Raw genomic sequence first — 18936 nt, 5'->3', positions numbered from 1 at the left:
CATGGCCCTGGCAGCACCGCGCAGGCGGGCCCGGCGCGAGGACGCGCGCGCCGGGTGGCTGTTCACGCTCCCGGTGATCGCCGTGCTCGGGCTGTTCCTGCTCGTGCCGGTGCTCATGGCCCTGTGGGTGAGCTTCTCCGACTGGACCGGGCGCGGGTCCCCGCTCGCGCCCGGCGTCGGGTTCGTCGGCTTCGACAACTACGCGGCGATCACCTCGGGCGGCGGGCTCGCGGAGCGGAACTTCGGGATCGCCCTGCGCAACAACGCCTGGTACGTGCTCCTCGTGGTGCCGCTCCAGACGGGCCTCTCGCTCCTGCTGGCGGTCCTGCTCAACCGCGCGGTGCTGCGCGGGCGCGGGCTGCTGCGCACCGCGTTCTACTTCCCGTCGGTGACCAGCTCGGTGGCGATCACGGTGCTGTGGCTGTTCCTGTTCTCCACCTCCGGCGCGGTCAACCAGGTGCTCGGGTGGATCGGCGTCAACGGCCCCAACTGGTTCAACGACCCGCGCGGGATCGTCCACGTCGCGCTCGGCGGCGGGAACGGGCCCGCGTTCCTCACCGGCTCGGACTTCCTGGGCGTGACGTGGTGGGACTGGCTGTCGGGGCCGTCGGTGGCGATGAGCGCGCTCATCCTCATGGCGGTGTTCACCACGAGCGGCACGTTCATGCTCCTGTTCCTCGCGGCGCTCCAGAACATCGGGCCGGAGCTCGACGAGGCGGGCCGCATGGACGGCGCCACGGCCTGGCAGCGATTCTGGAAGATCACGCTCCCGCAGCTGCGGCCCGCGCTGTTCACCGTGCTCACGCTGGGGCTCATCGGGTGCTGGCAGGTGTTCGACCAGATCTACACGGGCACGCAGGGCGGGCCCGGCAAGACCACGGTGACGCCCGCGTACCTCTCGTACGAGGCGGCGTTCACCGACCAGGCGTGGGGGCAGGGCGCGGCGATCTCGTTCGTGCTGTTCGCGATCATCGTCGTCTTCACGGTCTTCCAGCGGTGGGCCCTGCGCGAGCGGGACACCTCGAAACGCGTTGCGAAGCGCCTCGCGAAGGGGGCGGAGGCATGACGACTGCATCGGCGCGCAAGCGCAGGCCCCGCATCGGGCAGGCGGTGCTGTACGCGGTGCTCGTGTCCCTCGCGGTCGTGTACGTCTTCCCGTTCCTGGTGCAGATCGCGACCTCGTTCAAACCGGACGCCGAGGCCGCCGCGAACGCGGTGTCGCTGTGGCCGCAGACGTGGACGTTCGCCGCGTACGAGCGGCTGTTCACGCGCTCGGACTTCCCGCTGTGGTTCGCGAACTCCGCGGTCGTCACGGTCGCGGTCACCGCGGGGCGGGTGTTCTTCGCGTCGCTCGCGGGCTACGCGCTCGCGCGGCTGAAGTTCCGCGGCCGGGGGCTCGTCTTCGCGCTCATCGTCGCGGTGATGGCCGTCCCGTCGGTGGTCCTGCTGATCCCGAAGTTCCTGGTGCTCAACCAGCTCGGCATCTACGACTCCTATGCGGGCATGATCCTGCCGCTCCTGGTGGACGCGGCGGGGGTCTTCATCATGAAGGGCTTCTTCGAGTCGATCCCGGTGTCGGTGGAGGAGCAGGCGCGCATCGACGGGGCCGGGACGTTCCGGGTGTTCTGGTCCGTGGTGCTGCCGATGGCGCGCCCGGCGCTGGTCACGATCGTGATCCTGTCGTTCCAGGGGTCGTGGAACGAGCTGAGCCACTTCATCGTCTCGACCCAGTCGCCCGAGCTGACGACGCTCACGAAGGGCGTGGCCTCGCTCGCGTCCGGGCAGCTCAGCCAGGGCACGCAGTACCCGGTCAAGCTCGCGGCCGCCGCGATCATGACGATCCCGGTCGCGGTGCTGTTCTTCGTCTTCCAGAAGCACATCATGAACACGAGTGAAGGAGCCGTCAAGGGATGACCCCCGGCCGCCAGCCTTTCCTGCACGACGCCGTCATCGCGCTGCACGCGCCCACCCAGGCGTGGTCGCGGCCCGACGGCGCGATGACCGCCCCGATCGACGGCCTGTTCCACGGCGACCGCCGGTTCGCGCGCGGCCTCCGGATCGAGGTCGAGGGCGAAGCGCCCGAAGCGATCGCGACCTCCGGGCGCGGCGCGCGCACCGTCGGGTTCGACGCGGTCCTGCGAGGCGTGGACGACCCGTCGCCGGACCCGCACCTGCGCCTCGGCCGGGAGCGGACCGTCGGAGACGGGACCCTCGCGGAGGCGCTGACCGTGGCGTCGGTCGTGGACCGGGAGGTGGCGGCGGTGCTCCGGCTCGTCGTGGAACCGGACTTCGCGCCGTTGCAGGAGGTCAAGTCGGGGCACGGGAGGGCCGCGGCGTGGACCGCGGACGTCGACGGCGCCTCGGCGGTCGTCGCCTCGGGCGACGCGTCGTTCGCGCTGAGCACCGACGCCGGAACCTGGTCCATTGAGGACGGATCGCTGGTCCTGGAGTGGCCCTTCACTGTCGGACCGGACGGGACCGCGGTGCTGCACTGGGGGATGCGGGTGAGCGACCCGGGCCTGGTCGTGCAGGCCGCCGCGCATCGCGCGGGCTGGGCCGTCGACACCACGGGGGTCGACGGCCGCCTGGCCCGCTGGGCCGCGACGGCGCTCGACGACCTGGACGCGCTGCGCCTGGCGTTCCCCGACCACCCCGGGGACGACTTCCTCGCGGCCGGGGCGCCCTGGTTCTTCACCCTGTTCGGGCGCGACTCGCTGTGGGCCGCACGGATGATGCTCCCGGTCGACGTCGGGATCGCGGCCTCGACGCTCCGCGTCCTCGCACGCCTGCAAGGGAAGGCGGACAACGCCGAGACCGAGGAGGAACCGGGGAAGATCGCGCACGAGCTGCGCGCGGCACCGCTCCGCGTCTCCGGCGGGGGCCTCGACCTGCCGCCGCTCTACTACGGCACGGTGGACGCGACGGCGCTGTGGGTGTGCCTGCTCGTGGACGCCTGGCGGGCCGGGATGCCGCGGGAGGAGGTCGCCGAGCTGGTCCCGAACCTGCGGGCGGCCCTCCAGTGGATCGCCGCGGCGGCGGCGAAGGACGGGTTCCTGTCGTACTTCGACCGCAACGGCAAGGGCCTGTCGAACCAGGGCTGGAAGGACTCCGGCGACTCGATCCAGTGGCGCGACGGGCGGCTCGCGAAGGGCCCCATCGCGCTCTGCGAGGCGCAGGGCTACGCGCACGAGGCCGCCGCGGGCGCCGCGGACCTCCTCGACGCGTTCGGCGGCGACGGCGACCAGTGGCGCGGGTGGGCGGCGCGGCTGCGCGAGCGGTTCAACGAGCGGTTCTGGGTCGAGACCCCCGAGGGCCGCTACCCGGCCATCGCGCTCGACCGCGACGGGCAGGCCGTGGACACGCTCACCAGCAACATCGGGCATCTGCTCGGCACCGGGATCGTGGACGCCGCGGACGAGGCGGCCATCGCGAGACTGCTTGCGGGCGAGTCGATGAGCTCCGGCTACGGGGTCCGCACGATGTCGAGCGGCGCGGCCGGGTTCTGGCCGCTGAGCTACCACGGCGGGGCCGTGTGGGCCCACGACTCGGCGATCATCGCGCACGGCATGGCCCGCGCCGGGCTCCGCGAGGAGGCCGCGGTCGTGGTCGAGGGGCTCCTGCACGCCGCGGAGGGCTTCGGGTTCCGGATGCCGGAGCTGCACGCCGGCTTCTCGCGCGCCGAACGCGACCGGCCGGTCCCCTACCCGGCGGCGTGCCGCCCGCAGGCGTGGTCGGCGACCGCCGCGATCACGTGCCTCCAGATCGCCAGGGGCGCTTAGACTTCCGGGGCCCGCAGAGGGGGCGGGCCCCGGAGACGTGCCTATGCGGCGGCGGGAACGGCGCGCTCGCCCGGGCCGGTGTAGGCCGAGAGCGGGCGGATGAGGGCATTCGCGTCGAGCTGCTCGATGATGTGCGCCGTCCAGCCGGTGATGCGGGCCATGACGAACAGCGGCGTGAACATCGGGATGTCGAAGCCCATGAGGTAGTAGGCGGGCCCGGCCGGGAAGTCGAGGTTCGGGTGGATGCCCTTGGCCGCCAGCATGGCCGACTCCAGCTCCTCGTACATCCGCACCCACCGCTCGCCGCCCGTCAGGGCCGCCATGTCGTCCAAGGCCGCCTTCATGGTGGGGACGCGCGAGTCGGCGTCCTTGTAGACGCGGTGCCCGAAGCCCATCACCTTCTCCTTGGCGGCCAGGCGGTCCCGCAGCCAGTCGGCGGCGCGCTCGGGCTCGCCGATCTCCAGCATCATCTTCATGACCGCTTCGTTCGCGCCGCCGTGGAGCGGGCCCTTGAGGGCGCCGATCGCGGCGGTCACGGCCGAGTACATGTCGGAGAGCGTGGAGGCGACGACGCGGGCGGTGAAGGTGGAGGCGTTGAAGGAGTGCTCGGCGTAGAGGATCATCGAGACCTCGAAGCAGCGCAGCACTTCCGGGGCCGGGACCTCGCCGAAGCACATGTGGAAGAAGTTGGCGGACCAGCCCAGGGACGCGTCGGGGGCGATCCGGTCGAGCCCGCGGCGGCGGCGGTGCGCGTGGGCGATCACTGTGGGGAGCTTCGCGAACAGCGCTTCGGCCTTCGCCTGGTTGGATTCGCGCCGGTTGTCGTCCTCGGCGGGGTCCTCGGCGCCGAGGCTGGAGACGGCGGTGCGCAGCAGGTCCATCGGGTGGCAGCCGTCGGGGACGCGGTCGACGACCCCGATGGTCGAACGCGTCACTTCCCGTTGCGCGCGTTCGCGGGCGGTGAAGGCCGCGAGCTGGGCCGCATCGGGGAGCTCGCCGTACCAGATGAGGTGCGCGACCTCCTCGAACGAGCGGGACGCGGCGAGCTGCTGCACCGGGTAGCCGCGGTACGTCAGGGACAGCGTCTCGGGCACGACCTCGGAGATCGCGGTCGTGTCGGCGACGACCCCGGCGAGGCCCTTGTGGACGTCCAGCGGTGCGGTGCTCACGATTCCCTCCCCGGGATCTCGAAGTTGAACAGTTCCTGGTCGAACTCGTTGTAGGAGGCGTAGTCGACCAGGTCGTAGAGGCGGGCGCGGGTCTGCATGCGCTCCACCAGGGACGCCTGCGTGCCTTCGGTCTTCAGCGTCGCGAACAGCTCGTCGACGGCGCCCATGGCGGCGCGGAGGCTGGAGACGGGCCAGATGACGAGGTTGTAGCCGAGGTCCTCCAACTGCGCCGCCGTCAAATTGGGGGAGGTCCCGAACTCGGTCATGTTGGCGAGCAGCGGAACGTCGATCGCCTTGCGGAAGGCCGCGAACTCGGCCTCGTCGCGCAGCGCTTCGGGAAACACCAGGTCCGCTCCGGCGTCCACATAGGCTTTCGCGCGGTCGATCGCGGCGTCGAGGCCCTCGATCGCGCGGGCGTCGGTGCGGGCGCAGACGACGAAGTCGGGGTCGGTGCGGGCCTTGACGGCGGCGGCGACGCGGCGGACCATCTCGTCGGCGGGGACCACGGCCTTGCCGTCGAGGTGCCCGCAGCGCTTGGGGTTCACCTGGTCTTCGAGGTGGCAGCCCGCGAGCCCGGCGTCCTCCAGGGACCGGATCGTGCGGGCGACGTTCCCGACCTCGCCGAAGCCGGTGTCCGCGTCGATCAGGGTGGGCAGGTCGGTGGCGCGGGCGATCTGGCCGCCGCGGGTCGCGACCTCGGTGAGCGTGGTCAGCCCGATGTCGGGCAGGCCCAGGTCGGCGGCGAGGGCCGCGCCGGAGACGTACACGCCGTCGAAGCCGTGGTCGGCGGCGGCCTTCGCGACCAGGGGCGAGAACGCCCCGGGGAGGCGCTGGAGGCGGCCTGACGCGAGGCCCTCGCGCAGGCGGCGGCGCTTCTCGGCTGGAGTCGTCATCAGAAGAGCCCCTTCGCGGTCGGTTCGGTCAGCGCGCCGGGCGGCGCGGCGAGGTTGAGGGCCCGGACGCCGTTCGCGTCGAGCGCGTCGATGCGGCATGCGAGGTCGAGGAACCGGTCCTGCTCGGCTTCGTCGATGACGCCTTCAGTGAGGGTGCGGAACTTCGCGACGTACTGCTCGCGCCCGAACGGCCGCGCCCCCGCCGGGTGCGCGTCGGCGACGGCCAGTTCGTCTTCGACGACCGTCCCGTCGTCGAGCGTGATGACGACGCGCCCGCCGAACGCCCGCTTGTCCGGGTCCGGGTCGTGGTACCGCGCGGTCCACTCCGGGTCCTCCACGGTGCGGACCCTCCGCCACAGGCGCACGGTCGATTCCCGGTGCGCGCGTTCGGGAGTGTAGGACCGCTCGTGGTGCCACGCGCGGTCTTCGAGGGCCACCGCGAAGATGTACATGATCGAGTGGTCGAGGGTCTCGCGGCTCGCGTCGGGGTCGGTCTTCTGCGGGTCCTCCGCGCCCGTGCCGATCACGTAGTGCGTGTGGTGGCTCGTGTGGATCACGACCTCGCGCACCCGGTCGAGGTCGACGCGCGGGGCCATGCGGCGGGCCAGGTCGATGAGCGCCTGGGACTGGTACTCCGCCGAATGCTCCTTCGTGTACGTGTCGAGGATGGCCCGCTTCGCCTCGCCCGCAGCGGGAAGCGGCACCTCATACACGGCATCCGGCCCGCTGAGGAGCCGCGCGATCACCGCGTCCTCGCCTTCGTAGATCGGCGACGGGGCGCCTTCACCGCGCATCGCCCGGTCCACGGCTTCGATAGCGGCCTTGCCCGCGAACGCGGGCGCGTACGCCTTCCACGAGGAGATCGCGCCCTTGCGGGACTGCCGCGTGGCGGTCGTCGTGTGCAGCGCCTGCCCGACCGCCTGGTAGACGGTCTCCACGGGCAGGTCGAGGAGCGCGCCGATCCCGGCGGCGGCCGAGGGGCCGAGGTGCGCGATGTGGTCGATCCGGTGCTCGTGCAGGCAGACTCCGCGCACCAGGTCCACCTGGACCTCGTACCCGGCGGCGATGCCGCGCACGAGCGCGCGCCCGTCGAGGCCCCGGTGCTGCGCGACCGCGAGGATCGGCGGGATGTTGTCGCCGGGGTGCGAGTAGTCCGCGGCCAGGAACGTGTCGTGGAAGTCCAGCTCCCGCACCGCGACCCCGTTCGCCCAGGCGGCCCATTCCGGGGAGGACCGGAACGCCGCCGGGAGGCCGAACACGGCCGCGCCCGGCGCGTACGGGTGCGCGCGGGCCTGCGCCCGCGCGCTCGCCACGGGACGGCGCGCGAGCGACGCGGCGGCGACCGCGGCGTTGTCGATGACCCTGTTCCCGATCATCTCGGCGACCTCCCGCTCCACCGGGACCGGGTCGACCGCGGCCGCGGCGAGCTTCCAGGCCAGCTGGCCCTCCCGGGGCAGATCCTCGCGGGAGGCGTGGGTGCGGACGCGGTGGGTGATCACTCGGCGGCTCCTAGCGCTGCGGCGGCGGGTACATTTCACAGTATGCACACACCCGGATGCCCTTGAAACCGCTGTAAATGTGGTTTCTTGTGGAAAATTCCGGGCCGGTTTGTGGAATCTGTGAAAGGACGAGGCCATGGCGCTGCGCAAGGCGAAGGTGGGGCTGCGGCTGCGCCGGTTCCGCGAGGAGCATGGGCTCACGCAGGCCGCGCTCGCGACGGCGCTGGGGATCTCCACGAGCTACGTCAACCAGATGGAGTCGAACCAGCGGCCCATCACCGGGCCGGTGCTGCTGCGCCTCGCCGAGGTCTACGACGTGGACGTGCAGCGGTTCTCCGCCTCGGAGAGCGACCGGCTCACCGCGCAGCTGCGCGACGCGCTCGCCGACACCGCCCACGCCGACCGCGTCTCGGACGGCGAGGCCCGCGAGCTCGCCGAGTCGATGCCGGGCCTCGCGCAGTACGTGGTGGACCTGCACCGCCGCTACCAGCACATGGTGGAGCGCAACGCGGCGATGAGCGCCGAACTCGATGCGGGATCACCGACAGCACACGAGGAGGTGCGGGACCTGTTCTACGCCAAGCGGAACCATGTGGCCGCACTCGACGAAGCCGCGGAGCGGATGTACGAGGAGGCCGCGCTCGATCCCGGGAGCCTCGCCGAGGGCCTGGCCCGCCTGCTCCACGATCGCTACGGCACCGTCGTCGCCGATCTCGAAGCGGGCGAGGCGAACCGCGTGAAGCGCCGCTTCGACCCCGACGCCCGGGTGCTGCGGGTCTCGCCGCTGCTCAGCCCCGGGCAGCGGGCGTTCCAGCTCGCCACGCACCTCGCGCTCGTCGCGTGCGACGACCTCATCGCGTCCGAAGTGGAGGCCGCGGACCTGTCCGGTGACGAGGCCCGCGGCCTGGCGAGGATCGGGCTCGCGAACTACTTCGCGGGCGCGCTCATCCTCCCGTACGGTCCGTTCCTCAGGGCCGCAGAGGAACTGCGCTACGACATCGACCTGCTCGGGCGGCGCTTCCGCGTCGGGTTCGAGACCGTGGCGCACCGGTTGTCGACGCTCCAGCGGCCCGGCGCGCGCGGCGTGCCGTTCTTCTTCGTGCGCGTCGACCGGGCCGGGAACATCTCGAAGCGCCAGTCCGCCACCGACTTCCACTTCTCGCGGGTCGGCGGCACCTGCCCGCTGTGGGACGTCTACGAGGCGTTCGCGAGCCCCGGGCAGATCCGCACGCAGCTCGCGCAGATGCCCGACGGCCGCTCCTACCTGTGGGTCGCGCGCACCGTGACCCGCCGCTACGGCGGGTTCGGGACGCCCGCGAAGACGTTCGCGATCGGCCTCGGCTGCGACCTCCACCATGCGCACCGGCTCGTCTACGCCGACGGGCTCGACCTCGCCAACCCGGCGATGCTCACCCCGATCGGCCCCGGCTGCAAGGTGTGCGACCGCAAGGGCTGCCCGCAGCGGGCGTTCCCCGCGATCGGCGCGCCGCTGGAGGTGACCGACCGCCAGAGCCGGTTCACCCCCTACCCGTCGGCGGCTTAATGCGAGGGCGCGTGCTCCGCGTCGTCCCGGAGCTTCCGGTTCGGCAGGAAGAACGCGAGCGCCGTGCCGACCAGGATCACCGGGACCAGCCCCAGGAAGATCGGCAGCAGCGCGTCCGAGTACGCGTTGATCACCTGGTCGCGCAAGGCGTCAGGGAGCGAGCGGACGATCGCGGGCGTGATCGACTCGGCCCCGGCGCCGCCGAAGTCCGTGCCGATCCCGGCGAGGTGGTCGGTGAGCCGGTTCGTGAAGATCGCCCCGACCACCGCGACGCCCACCGTCGCGCCGATCTCGCGGAAGAAGTTGTTCGAGGAGGTCGCGGTGCCGACCTCGCTCTGCGGGAACGCGTTCTGCACGGCGAGCACCAGGTTCTGCATGACCAGGCCCATCCCCGCGCCGAGGACCGCGATGTAGGCGCACAGGACCCACACCGGCGACGACGGGTCGAGTGTGGACATGAGCCAGATGCCGACGGGCATCACGAGCATGCCCGCGACCACGAACCCCTTGTACCGCCCCAGCTTCGACACCAGCGACCCCGAGGTGACGGCCGTGAGCATCATGCCCGCGACCATCGGGATGAGCAGCAGGCCCGACTCGGTCGCCGAGTAGCCGTACACCATCTGGAGGTACGTCGGCATGTACGAGATGACCGCGAACATGCCCAGGCCGATCGCGATCATGCCGATGAGCGTGGCGATGGAGAACACCGGGTTCTTCACCATGCGCAGCGGGATGAGCGGCTCCTTCGCGCGGCTCTCGACGATGCAGAACAGGACCGCGGCGACGATCGTGACCGCGCCGAGCCACAGGATGGTCGGCGATGTCCAGTCGTACTCGGTGCCGCCCCACGTGCACACCAGGATCAGCGAGGTCACGGCCACGGCCATGAGCGCCGTCCCGAGGTAGTCGAAGGCGACCTTGACCTGCTTGCGCGGCAGCTTGATCGCGAGCGCGGAGATGAGGAGCGCGGCGACGCCGAGCGGCAGGTTGATCCAGAACGCCCAGCGCCAGTCGGCGTTGTCGGTGATCCAGCCGCCGAGGAGCGGGCCCGCGACGGCGGCGAGGCCGAACACGGCGCCCATGGGGCCCATGAACTTCGCCCTCTGGCGGACGGGGACGAGGTCGGCGATGATCGCCTGGGAGACGATCATGAGCCCGCCGCCGCCGAGGCCCTGCAGGGCGCGGAAGGCGATGAGCTGCGGCATGTCCTGGGCGAATCCGGCGAGGCCGGAGCCGATGACGAAGACCGCGAGTCCGGCGAGGAAGAGCTGGCGGCGGCCGATGAGGTCGCCGAGCTTGCCGTAGACGGGCATGCCGATGGTGGCGGCGAGGATGTACGCGGTGGTCACCCAGGCCATGTGGGAGAGGCCGTCGAGCTCGCCGACGATCGTGGGGAGCGCGGTGGAGACGATGGTCTGGTCGAGCGCCGACAGGAGCATGGTGACCATGAGCGCGGCGTAGATCCACCCGAAGTGGGAGGGGAGCTTGGCGCCCGCGCGCTCGGCGGGCGGTTCGAGGGTCTCAGTGGTCACGGCGGACTCCTAGCGCGGGAAGGATGACGGCGTCGATGTAGGCGGTCAGGTACTCCGAGTCCGGGTGCTTCCCGGTCATCATGGGGCGCACGGCGATGGGCGCCAGGAGCAGTTCGTGGACGAAGCGCCGCCCGGGCGGGTCGGGCGGGATCTCGCCGCGTGCGATCGCGCGGTCGATGACGGTCTCGACGGCCCGCTCGATCGGGGCGGCCATGACCTCGCGGACGGCGGCGGCGAGGTCGTCGTCGGAGCGGGCGGCGTTGTGGATGCCGGCCATGAGCTCGTGGTCGCCGGGCGCGGCGTGCTCCATGGGGCCGACGCCGGCGACGAGGTCGCCGCGGAGGCTCCCGGTGTCGACGGCTTCGAGCGGGTGCGGCTTGCGGTTGCGGACGGCCTCGACGACGAGGCGCGGCTTGCCGTTCCAGTGGCGGTAGAGCGTGGCGGTGCTGGTGTGCGCCTCGGCGGCGATCTGCTGCATGGTCACGTTCTCGTAGCCGTGCTCGCGGACCAGGCGCTCGACGCATTCGTAGATCTCGGCCTCGCGCTCGGGCGTGAGCCGTGAGCGTCGTTCCATCCGCCTGCTCCTATCGAAACGAAGTGTTTTCGTTTCGATCATAAACACGCCGCGGGCGCCGCGTCCACGCGTGTGGCGGATCAGACTTCGATCTGGGACCCCATGATGATCGTCCGCTCGCGCGGGAGCCGGAAGTGGTCGGCGGCGTCGGCGGTGATCCGCGAGGTGGCGATGAACAGGTGCTTGCGCCACTGCGCCATCGTCGGCTGCTCGCTCGCGTGCAGGTGGATCGTCGACAGGAAGTACGAGGCGTCCCCGATGTGCAGCCGCCCGCCGTGCCCGGCCCGGTCGAGCTGCGCGAGCGCGCGCGGCACGTCCTGGACCTCCATGTACCCGAACCGGATCGCCACGTAGACGATGCCGTCGTCGGCGAAGCCGAGGAAGTCCTCCGAGACGCGGTCCTCGTCGCCGACGCGCGGGACCGGCCGCGTCTCGATCGAGGCGATGACGATCTGCTTGTGCCGCACGTGGTTGTGCTCCATGTTGGCGCGCAGCGCCAGCGGCGTGGTGAGCTTCCCGCGGTTGAGGAACACGGCCGTGCCGGGCACGCAGTTCGTCTTCGGCAGCTCGGCGCGCAGCTGCTTGACGCACGCCCGCAGCGGGCCCTCGCGGCGCTCGCGCTCGGCGGTGACGATCGCGCGGCCCTTCTGCCACGTGACCATGACGGTGAACGCGGCGAGCCCGATGAGCAGCGGCAGCCACGCGCCGTGGACGAGCTTCGTGAAGTTCGCGGCCAGGAACAGCAGGTCGAACCCGATGAGGACCGCCCCGCCGCCGACGACCAGCCACAGCGGCAGCTGCCAGCGCGACTTCGCGATGTACAGGAACAGGAGCGTCATGATCGTGATCGTCCCCATGACGGCCATGCCGTACGCGTACGCGAGCGCGTGGGAGGACCGGAACGCGAACACGAGGGTGAGCACCGAGACCATGAGCAGCCAGTTGATCCACGGCACGTAGATCTGGCCGTACTGCTCCGCGGAGGTGTGGTCGATGCGCAGGCGCGGCAGGTACCCGAGGCGCGACGCCTGGGCGGCGACGGAGTAGGCGCCGGTGATGACCGCCTGCGCGGCGATGATCGTGGCCGCGGTGGCGAGGAGCAGCAGCGGCAGGCGGGCCCAGCCGGGGGCGAGGAGGAAGAACGGGCCGGAGACGGCGGTCCCGTCCTCCAGGATCATCGCGCCCTGGCCCATGTAGTTGAGCAGGAGCGCGGGGAAGACGAGGATGAGCCACGCCTTGGTGATCGCGGGGCGGCCGAAGTGGCCCATGTCCGCGTACAGCGCTTCGGCGCCGGTCACGCACAGCACGATCGCGGCGAGCGCGAAGAACGCGATGTGGAAGTGGTCGAACAGGAAGTGCGCCGCGTAGTAGGGCGAGAGGGCCTTGAGGATCTCGGGGTGCCCGCCGATCCCGCGGATGCCGAGGACGGCGAGCACGCCGAACCACACGATCATGACCGGCCCGAAGGCCCGGCCGACGACGGCGGTGCCCTTGCGCTGCACGAGGAACAGCACCACGATGATGAGCGCGGTGAGGGGGATGACGAGGCTGTCGAGGCGCGGTTCGACGACCTCGATGCCCTCGATGGCGGAGAGCACGGAGATCGCGGGCGTGATCATCGAGTCGCCGAGGAACAGGGACGCCCCGAAGATGCCGAGCGCGGCGAGGGTGAGCGCGGCGCGGCGCCCGCGCCCCTGCTTCCACTTGTGGAGCAGGGTGATGAGGGCCATGATGCCGCCCTCGCCGTCGTTGTCGATGCGCATCGCCAGGAGCACGTACGTCACCGTGACGATGATGACCATGGACCAGAACATGAGGGACACGACGCCGTAGATGCTCTCGGGGGCCACGGGCACCGGGTGCGGGTCGGCGGGGTTGAACACGGTCTGGAGCGCGTAGATCGGGCTGGTGCCGATGTCGCCGAAGACGACGCCGAGGGCGCCGACGACGAGCGCGAGGCGGGTGGCGTCCCGGACGCCGTGCCCGGGCTGGGGCGCGGTGTCGGTTGCGGGTCCGGGCTGACCCGCGCTGCCGGCGGCGGTCACTTGCGGTCACTTCCTGTCGGGCGGTCGGTCGGCGGGCACGCGCGGGCGGGCGTCCGCGGTCGTGTCCGACCGATGCACGATACCCCGCTGAGCGGCCCCGCCGACCTGGAGCCGCGAACGGGGGACGCCTGCCGGTGGACGGCGTTGCCGCAGATCACACCTCGATTGTCGTCCCGTTCCGGCCGCTGTGCCACTAAAAATGCCGGGGCGTCCGGGCCCGCGGCGGGGCTACGATGGTCGGCGGTGATCCCCCGGGGCCTGGCGGCCGCGGGGGCGTCCGCGGCCCCCGTCCCCATCCAGTCCCCGAGCCTCGCTGCGGCGCAACCGAACCGGCGCAGACCCTTTCCCTCGAACCGAATCCGGGGCATTCCTGATGGACTCCATCACCCTCGACGGCAAGCACCCGATCGCGTCGCTCGCGCGGACCCTCAAACCGCGGCGGGGGCGCCTCGCCGCGGCCGTCGCCGTCTTCATCGTCAAGGACAGCCCGGTGTGGCTGCTGCCGGTCATCACCGGCGCCGCGGTCGACGCGGTCGTCGGCGGCGGGCCGGTCTCGGACCTCGGCTGGCTCGCGCTCGGCGCGGCCGTCCTCGTCTTCCAGAACGTGTTCACGCACGTGTGGTTCACGGGCCTGTACATGGGCGTCGTGCGCTCGCTCGGCGCCGACCTGCGGAACGCGCTCGCGGCGCGGCTCCAGCTGTTGTCGATCGGGTTCCACTCCCGGTCGAACGCGTCGATCATCCAGAGCAAGGTCGTGCGCGACGTCGAGAACGTCGAGCTCATGCTCTCCCAGTCGGGCGGGCCGTTCCTCCAGGCGGTGTTCGTGTTCGCGGGCGCGATCACGATGACGGCGCTGTCGGTGCCGCAGTTCCTGCCGGTGTTCGCGCTGTCGCTGCCGTGCGGGTTCGGCGTCTGGTGGTTCACGCGCCGCCGCACGCAGGAGCGCAACCAGGAGTTCCGCAAGGAGATGGAGGTGTTCTCGGCGCGCGTCGGGGAGATGGCGGCGCTCATGCCGATCACCCGCGCGCACGGCCTGGAGCACGTCGCGGCCGAGCGGGTCTCGCGGGTCGCCGACGAGGTGCGGCACCGCGGGCTGCGCCTCGACGTCGTCAACGGCCGCTTCGGTGCCGCGAGCTGGGTGACCATGCAGCTGCTGTCGGTCGGGTGCCTGCTGCTGGCCGCGGCGGTGGCGCTGCTGGGCTGGGCGCCGATCTCGGCCGGGCAGGTCGTGCTGCTCGGCACGTACTTCTCGATGCTGACCGGGTCGGTGGGCTCGGTCCTGAACCTGGTGCCGGTGACGGCGCGCGGCACGGAGTCGGTGCGGTCGATCGCGGAGGTCCTCCAGGACCCCGACATCGAGCGCAACGAAGGCCGGTCCGTGGACGCGGTCGAGGGACGGGTGGAGCTGCGCGGCGTCTCGGTGCGCTACCCCGATTCGGGGCGCCCGGCGCTGGACGGCGTGGACCTGCTGGTCGAGCCGGGGAAGACGGTGGCGTTCGTGGGGCCGTCGGGGTCGGGGAAGTCGACGCTCATGAACACGGTGCTCGGGCTGATCCGGCCGGAGGCGGGCGCGGTGCTCGTCGACGGCGCGGACATGGAGGGCCTCGACATGCGGTCGGTGCGTCGGCACGTGTCGGTGGTGCCGCAGGACTCGGTCCTGTTCGAGGGGTCGGTGCGCGACAACATCACGTACGGGCTCGGCCCGATCGGGGACGAACGCGTGCGGGCGGCGCTGCGCGACGCGAACGCGCTCGAATTCGTGGAGGCCCTGCCGCACGGGTGGGACACGGTCGTCGGCGAGCGGGGCGCGCGCCTCTCGGGCGGGCAGCGCCAGCGCCTGTCGATCGCGCGGGCCCTCATCCGCGACCCGCGCATCCTGTTCCTCGACGAGGCGACGAGCGCGCTCGACTCGGAGTCGGAGCGGCACATCCAGGGCGCGCTGGAGACGCTCATGCGGGACCGCACGACCCTGGTGGTCGCGCACCGGCTGAGCACGATCCGCTCGGCGGACGTGATCGTGGTCCTGGAGCACGGCCGGATCGCCGAGCAGGGCACCCACGCCGAACTCCTCGCCGCCTCGGGCCGCTACGCGGCCCAGTGGGGCGTCCAGCACGCCGCGGCCTGAGCAGGGCATGCCGCAGCTTGACCTCTGGGTGAGGGCCCCCGGTTTCAAACTTAGCCGGGGGTACCTGAAGGGGAGCTGAAGCGGGATCAGAAAGTTTATCGACTAAACTTAGTCGCATGAGCACTCCCCGCGTGTCCGCAGCCGTGCATCCGATCGTCTCCGGTTTCCACCCCGACCCGACGGTGTGCCGGGTGGGCGAGGACTACTACCTGGCGCATTCGAGCTTCGAGTACTTCCCGGGGGCGCCGCTGTTCCACAGCCGGGACCTCGTGTCGTGGCGGCAGATCGGGAACATCCTCGACCGGCGGGGCCAGTTCCTGCGCGGGGACGGCCGTCCATCGGGCGGGATCTACGGGTCGACGCTGCGCCACCACGACGGCCGCCTGTACTTCGTGACCACGAACGTCGGCCACGACATGGGGCAGACCATCGTCTCGGCCGAGCTCGTGTCCGATACCGACCATGCGAACCTGGTGTGGAGCGACCCCGTGTTCGTGCCGCGGGCCGCCGGGATCGACCCCGATCTGGCCTGGGACGAGGACGGCACCTGCTACCTCACCTGGACCGGCGCCGTCCGCACCGACGACGACGGCCGCAGCGCGAACGGCATCTGGCAGGGCCGCCTCGACATGAAGACCGGCGAGTTCGAGAAGCCCCCGTACCGGGTGTGGGAGGGCTCGGGCCTCGCGTATCCCGAAGCGCCGCACCTGTACCGCATCGGCGACCACTGGTACCTGCTGCTCGCCGAGGGCGGGACCGAGCGCGGCCACTCCGTGACGATCGCCCGCGCCGACCGCCCCGAGGGCCCGTACGAGGCGTGCCCGCGCAACCCGGTCCTCACCCACCGCTCCACCCCGCACCCGGTGCAGAACACCGGCCACGCCGACCTCGTCGAGACCGCCGACGGCGACTGGGCCGCCGTGTACCTGGCGGTTCGCCCCGGCGGGTTCACGCCCTCGTTCCACGTGCTCGGCCGCGAGACGTTCCTCGCCGGAGTCGACTGGGTCGACGGCTGGCCGGTCTTCGACGAGGACCGCTACGAGTTCGCGCCCGACCCGACCGGTTTCACCGACGAGTTCACGGCCGGCAGACTGGGCTTGCGCTGGGTCGCGCCCGCGAGCGAGCCGGACAAGATCGCGGCGGTCCGCGACGGCGGCGGGCTCGACCTGCGCGACCCGGCGGACGGCTCCCCCGGGCTGCTGTGCGTGCGCGTCAAGGACCTCCGCTGGGAGGCCGAGGCGGCGTTCGCCGGCTCGGGCCGGTTCGAGGTCCGCATCGACGACCGGCACCGGTACGGCCTGGTGTACTCGGACGGCCGCGTCACTGCGGAGGCCCGGATCGGCGGGGTCACCGCCGAGCTCGGGTCGGTCGAGGCCGGTCCCGAGGCGGTCCTGCGGATCGCGGCGGTCGAGTGCGAGGCCGAGACGATGACCGCGTACGGCCCCGACGACCTCGTGCTCACCGCCGACGGCGCCGAGCTCGCGCGCCTCGACGGCCGCTACCTGTCGACCGAGGTCGCGACCGGCTTCACCGGCCGGATGCTCGGCGTCGGCGCCACCGGGACCGGCTCGGTCCTGCGGCGGTTCGCCTACCTGCCGACCGACGGCACACAGTCGTAAACGGTGCACAGTCGTAAACAGGGCACAGTCGTAAACGGTCAAGGTCAGGGCCGAGTACGGCCCTGACCTTGAGCAGACCTAGTCCTTCTCGGACAGGTCGCGCACCACGACGACCGGGCACGGCGCGTGCGAGACGCAGTACTGGCTGACCGAGCCGACGAGCGTCCCCACGAACCCGCCGTGCCCGCGCGAGCCCACGACGAGCAGCGACGCGCCCTCGGCGGCGTCCATGAGGACCCGCGCCGGATGCCCGGCGACCGAGTTCTGCACGATCACCACGCCCGGGTCGGCGCCCGCGGCCTGGTCGACCGCGCGGCTGAGGACCTGCTTCGCGGCGGACTCGAACTCCTCGTTGCTGGGGAGCGTCATCACCATGCCCGTGCCGTACGCGGCGGGCACCTCCCACGCGTGCACCGCCTCCAGCTCCGCGCCCGTGAGCGCGGCCTCGCGCAGCGCCCATTCGAGCGCGCGCTGCGACGGGGCCGAGCCGTCGACGCCGACGACGATGCGGTCCGGCTTGTGCTCTGAGACGTCCATGTCCGCTCCTTCCGTCTGGCCCCTTCTTGGGGGGGACCGTCCGGGTACCCGAACGGGGCCCGCGCCAACCCGGGATCGGTGCGAATCGCCGCTTCCGGCTCCATTCGGGAGTTATATTCAGGCGTCACGGACCCGATCGAGCAGCGAGGACGCCATGGCGCACGACACCGCCGCCACCTCTGCCGCCTCCGAAGGCCGCCCCGCAGCGAAGTTCACGTTCTGGACCATGACCGCGATGGTCGTCGGCTCCATGGTCGGCGCCGGCGTCTTCTCCCTCCCCGCCCGCTTCGCGCAGCAGACCGGCATCGCCGGTGCGCTCATCTCCTGGGCCGTCGCCGGGACCGGCATGCTCATGCTCGCGTTCGTGTTCCAGCACCTCGCCGTCCGCCGCCCCGACCTCGACGCCGGGGTCTACGCGTACGCCAAAGCCGGGTTCGGCGAGTACCCCGGCTTCTTCTCCGCGTTCGGGTACTGGGCCAGCGCCTGCGTCGGCAACGTCACCTACTGGGTCCTCATCATGTCCACCGTCGGCGCGGTCGTCCCGGCCCTCGGCGAAGGCGACACGGTCCTCGCGGTCGTCCTCTCCTCGGCGGGACTGTGGGGGTTCTTCCTGCTCATCAAGCGCGGCGTCAAGGAGGCCGCGGCGATCAACCGGGTCGTGACGGTCGCGAAGCTCATCCCCATCGCCGTGTTCGTCATCCTCGCGCTGTTCTTCCTCGACCCGCGCGCGCTCGCCGAGAACTGGGGCGGCGCCGACTACGCCGGTTCCCTGTTCTCCCAGGTGAAAGGCACGATGCTGGCGACGGTGTTCGTGTTCCTCGGCGTGGAGGGCGCGAGCGTGTACTCGCGGCACGCGAAGCGCCGCGAGGACGTCGGCCGCGCCACCGTCACCGGCTTCCTGTCGGTGTTCGCGGTCTTCGCGTCGGTCACGATCGTGTCCTACGGGATCATGCCGATGGACGAGATCGCGGAGCTGCGCCAGCCGTCCATGGCGGGCGTCCTGGAGCACGCGGTCGGCACCTGGGGCCTGGTGTTCGTCTCGATCGGGCTCATCGTGTCCGTGCTCGGCGCGTACCTGGCGTGGACGCTCATGGCCGCCGAGGTCCTGTTCGTCGCCGCGAAGGACAAGGACATGCCGCGGTTCCTCGCGCGGTCGACCCCGGAGGACGTGCCGGTACCGGCGCTCGCCCTGTCGACGGCGCTGAGCCAGGTGGTCCTGGTCGTCACGTACTTCTCGGAGGACGCGTTCAACTTCGCGCTCGACCTCACCAGCGCGCTGACGCTCATCCCGTTCCTGCTCGCGGCCCTGTTCGCCGTGAAAGTGGCGACGGGACGGGACCGCGGCGCCGTGGGCTCGCGAACCGGCGGGGCGCTGCCGATCGCGCTGCTCGCGGTCGTCTACACGGCGTTCCTGCTGTTCGCGGCGGGCCTGAAGTTCGTGCTGGTGTCGTTCATCGTGTACGCACCGGCGACGATCCTGTTCGTCATGACCCGCCGCGAGCAGGGGCGGCGCGTCTTCAGCCCTGGCGAGGCGGTGCTGCTCGCGGTGTCCGTCGCGGGCGCCGCGCTCGGCGTCCTCGCACTGGCGCTCGGCTGGATCAGCATCTAAGGGAGACAA

At 71.6% G+C, this 18936-nt stretch carries 14 protein-coding genes; 7 read left to right on the top strand and 7 right to left on the bottom strand.

Going from position 1 to position 18936, the window contains the following annotated elements:
- Position 1 precedes the first annotated feature (1 nt).
- From WA640_RS17545 to WA640_RS17535, 3 genes are read left to right on the top strand one after another with little or no spacing between them, the layout of a single operon-like run.
- Positions 2–1066, top strand: a complete 1065-nt coding sequence (locus WA640_RS17545) for a carbohydrate ABC transporter permease (RefSeq protein ID WP_335989247.1) — start codon at positions 2–4, stop codon at positions 1064–1066.
- Positions 1063–1914 (top strand): carbohydrate ABC transporter permease, encoded by an 852-nt coding sequence (locus WA640_RS17540; RefSeq protein ID WP_335989245.1) that lies wholly within the window; start codon positions 1063–1065, stop codon positions 1912–1914. The genes WA640_RS17545 and WA640_RS17540 overlap by 4 nt, the downstream gene beginning before the upstream one ends.
- A complete protein-coding gene (locus WA640_RS17535; RefSeq protein ID WP_335989243.1) occupies positions 1911–3779 on the top strand; it encodes a glycogen debranching N-terminal domain-containing protein in 1869 nt (622 codons plus the stop codon). The genes WA640_RS17540 and WA640_RS17535 overlap by 4 nt, the downstream gene beginning before the upstream one ends.
- Before the next feature lie 41 nt (positions 3780–3820).
- Here the strand turns inward: WA640_RS17535 and WA640_RS17530 are convergent, their stop codons facing one another.
- Genes WA640_RS17530 through WA640_RS17520 form a run of 3 tightly spaced genes read right to left on the bottom strand, consistent with a single transcriptional unit; the run spans position 3821 to position 7340 of the window.
- Positions 3821–4948 carry a bifunctional 2-methylcitrate synthase/citrate synthase gene (locus tag WA640_RS17530; protein ID WP_335989240.1) on the bottom strand — a complete coding sequence of 376 codons (1128 nt, stop codon included), beginning with the start codon at positions 4946–4948 and terminating at the stop codon, positions 3821–3823.
- A complete protein-coding gene (gene prpB, locus WA640_RS17525) occupies positions 4945–5841 on the bottom strand; it encodes a methylisocitrate lyase (protein ID WP_335989238.1) in 897 nt (298 codons plus the stop codon). The genes WA640_RS17530 and prpB overlap by 4 nt, the downstream gene beginning before the upstream one ends.
- A complete protein-coding gene (locus tag WA640_RS17520) occupies positions 5841–7340 on the bottom strand; it encodes an MmgE/PrpD family protein (protein ID WP_335989235.1) in 1500 nt (499 codons plus the stop codon). Before WA640_RS17520 ends, prpB begins: the two co-directional genes overlap by 1 nt.
- A 142-nt stretch (positions 7341–7482) precedes the next feature.
- On the opposite strand from WA640_RS17520, the gene WA640_RS17515 reads away from it, so the two are divergent.
- Positions 7483–8883, top strand: a complete 1401-nt coding sequence (locus tag WA640_RS17515) for a short-chain fatty acyl-CoA regulator family protein (protein ID WP_442904785.1) — start codon at positions 7483–7485, stop codon at positions 8881–8883.
- Here the strand turns inward: WA640_RS17515 and WA640_RS17510 are convergent.
- The 3 genes from WA640_RS17510 to WA640_RS17500 form a co-directional block, all read right to left on the bottom strand.
- A complete protein-coding gene (locus tag WA640_RS17510; RefSeq protein ID WP_335989233.1) occupies positions 8880–10418 on the bottom strand; it encodes an MDR family MFS transporter in 1539 nt (512 codons plus the stop codon). The genes WA640_RS17515 and WA640_RS17510 overlap by 4 nt on opposite strands.
- Positions 10408–10992: a TetR/AcrR family transcriptional regulator gene (locus WA640_RS17505; protein ID WP_335989232.1), complete on the bottom strand. Its 585-nt coding sequence runs from the start codon at positions 10990–10992 to the stop codon at positions 10408–10410. Before WA640_RS17505 ends, WA640_RS17510 begins: the two co-directional genes overlap by 11 nt.
- An 80-nt stretch (positions 10993–11072) precedes the next feature.
- The gene (locus WA640_RS17500; RefSeq protein ID WP_335989231.1) at positions 11073–13037 is read right to left on the bottom strand and encodes a potassium transporter Kup; all 1965 of its coding nucleotides are present in this window, start codon (positions 13035–13037) and stop codon (positions 11073–11075) included.
- Positions 13038–13410: 373 nt separating this feature from the next.
- Here WA640_RS17500 and WA640_RS17495 point away from each other — a divergent pair, with 373 nt between their 5' ends.
- Both WA640_RS17495 and WA640_RS17490 read left to right on the top strand, forming a co-directional pair.
- Positions 13411–15162 (top strand): ABC transporter ATP-binding protein, encoded by a 1752-nt coding sequence (locus tag WA640_RS17495; RefSeq protein WP_335989230.1) that lies wholly within the window; start codon positions 13411–13413, stop codon positions 15160–15162.
- 116 nt (positions 15163–15278) lie between these two features.
- Positions 15279–16781 (top strand): glycoside hydrolase family 43 protein, encoded by a 1503-nt coding sequence (locus WA640_RS17490; RefSeq protein WP_335989229.1) that lies wholly within the window; start codon positions 15279–15281, stop codon positions 16779–16781.
- Between the two features lie 78 nt (positions 16782–16859).
- Here WA640_RS17490 and WA640_RS17485 read toward each other — a convergent pair whose 3' ends face one another.
- The gene (locus WA640_RS17485) at positions 16860–17318 is read right to left on the bottom strand and encodes a universal stress protein (protein ID WP_106362804.1); all 459 of its coding nucleotides are present in this window, start codon (positions 17316–17318) and stop codon (positions 16860–16862) included.
- Between the two features lie 226 nt (positions 17319–17544).
- On the opposite strand from WA640_RS17485, the gene WA640_RS17480 reads away from it, so the two are divergent.
- Entirely contained in the window at positions 17545–18927 is a 1383-nt protein-coding gene (locus WA640_RS17480) for a basic amino acid/polyamine antiporter (protein WP_442904784.1), read from the top strand.
- Positions 18928–18936 lie beyond the last annotated feature (9 nt).

This window comes from Glycomyces sp. MUSA5-2 (genome assembly GCF_037034145.1).
Classification (GTDB): domain Bacteria; phylum Actinomycetota; class Actinomycetes; order Mycobacteriales; family Micromonosporaceae; genus Glycomyces; species Glycomyces artemisiae.
The sequence above is the reverse complement of the archived record's forward strand: the minus strand, read 5'-3'. Positions and strand labels throughout refer to the sequence as shown.

Excerpts from the sequence above, each read along its gene's own strand:
- WA640_RS17480 (WP_442904784.1), top strand. The coding sequence starts at position 17,545 with ATGACCGCGATGGTCGTCGGCTCCATGGTCGGCGCCGGCGTCTTCTCC.
- WA640_RS17540 (WP_335989245.1), top strand. The coding sequence starts at position 1,063 with ATGACGACTGCATCGGCGCGCAAGCGCAGGCCCCGCATCGGGCAGGCG.
- WA640_RS17495 (WP_335989230.1), top strand. The coding sequence starts at position 13,411 with ATGGACTCCATCACCCTCGACGGCAAGCACCCGATCGCGTCGCTCGCG.
- WA640_RS17535 (WP_335989243.1), top strand. The coding sequence starts at position 1,911 with ATGACCCCCGGCCGCCAGCCTTTCCTGCACGACGCCGTCATCGCGCTG.
- WA640_RS17490 (WP_335989229.1), top strand. The coding sequence starts at position 15,279 with ATGAGCACTCCCCGCGTGTCCGCAGCCGTGCATCCGATCGTCTCCGGT.
- WA640_RS17545 (WP_335989247.1), top strand. The coding sequence starts at position 2 with ATGGCCCTGGCAGCACCGCGCAGGCGGGCCCGGCGCGAGGACGCGCGC.
- WA640_RS17505 (WP_335989232.1), bottom strand. The coding sequence starts at position 10,992 with ATGGAACGACGCTCACGGCTCACGCCCGAGCGCGAGGCCGAGATCTAC.
- WA640_RS17485 (WP_106362804.1), bottom strand. The coding sequence starts at position 17,318 with ATGGACGTCTCAGAGCACAAGCCGGACCGCATCGTCGTCGGCGTCGAC.
- prpB (WP_335989238.1), bottom strand. The coding sequence starts at position 5,841 with ATGACGACTCCAGCCGAGAAGCGCCGCCGCCTGCGCGAGGGCCTCGCG.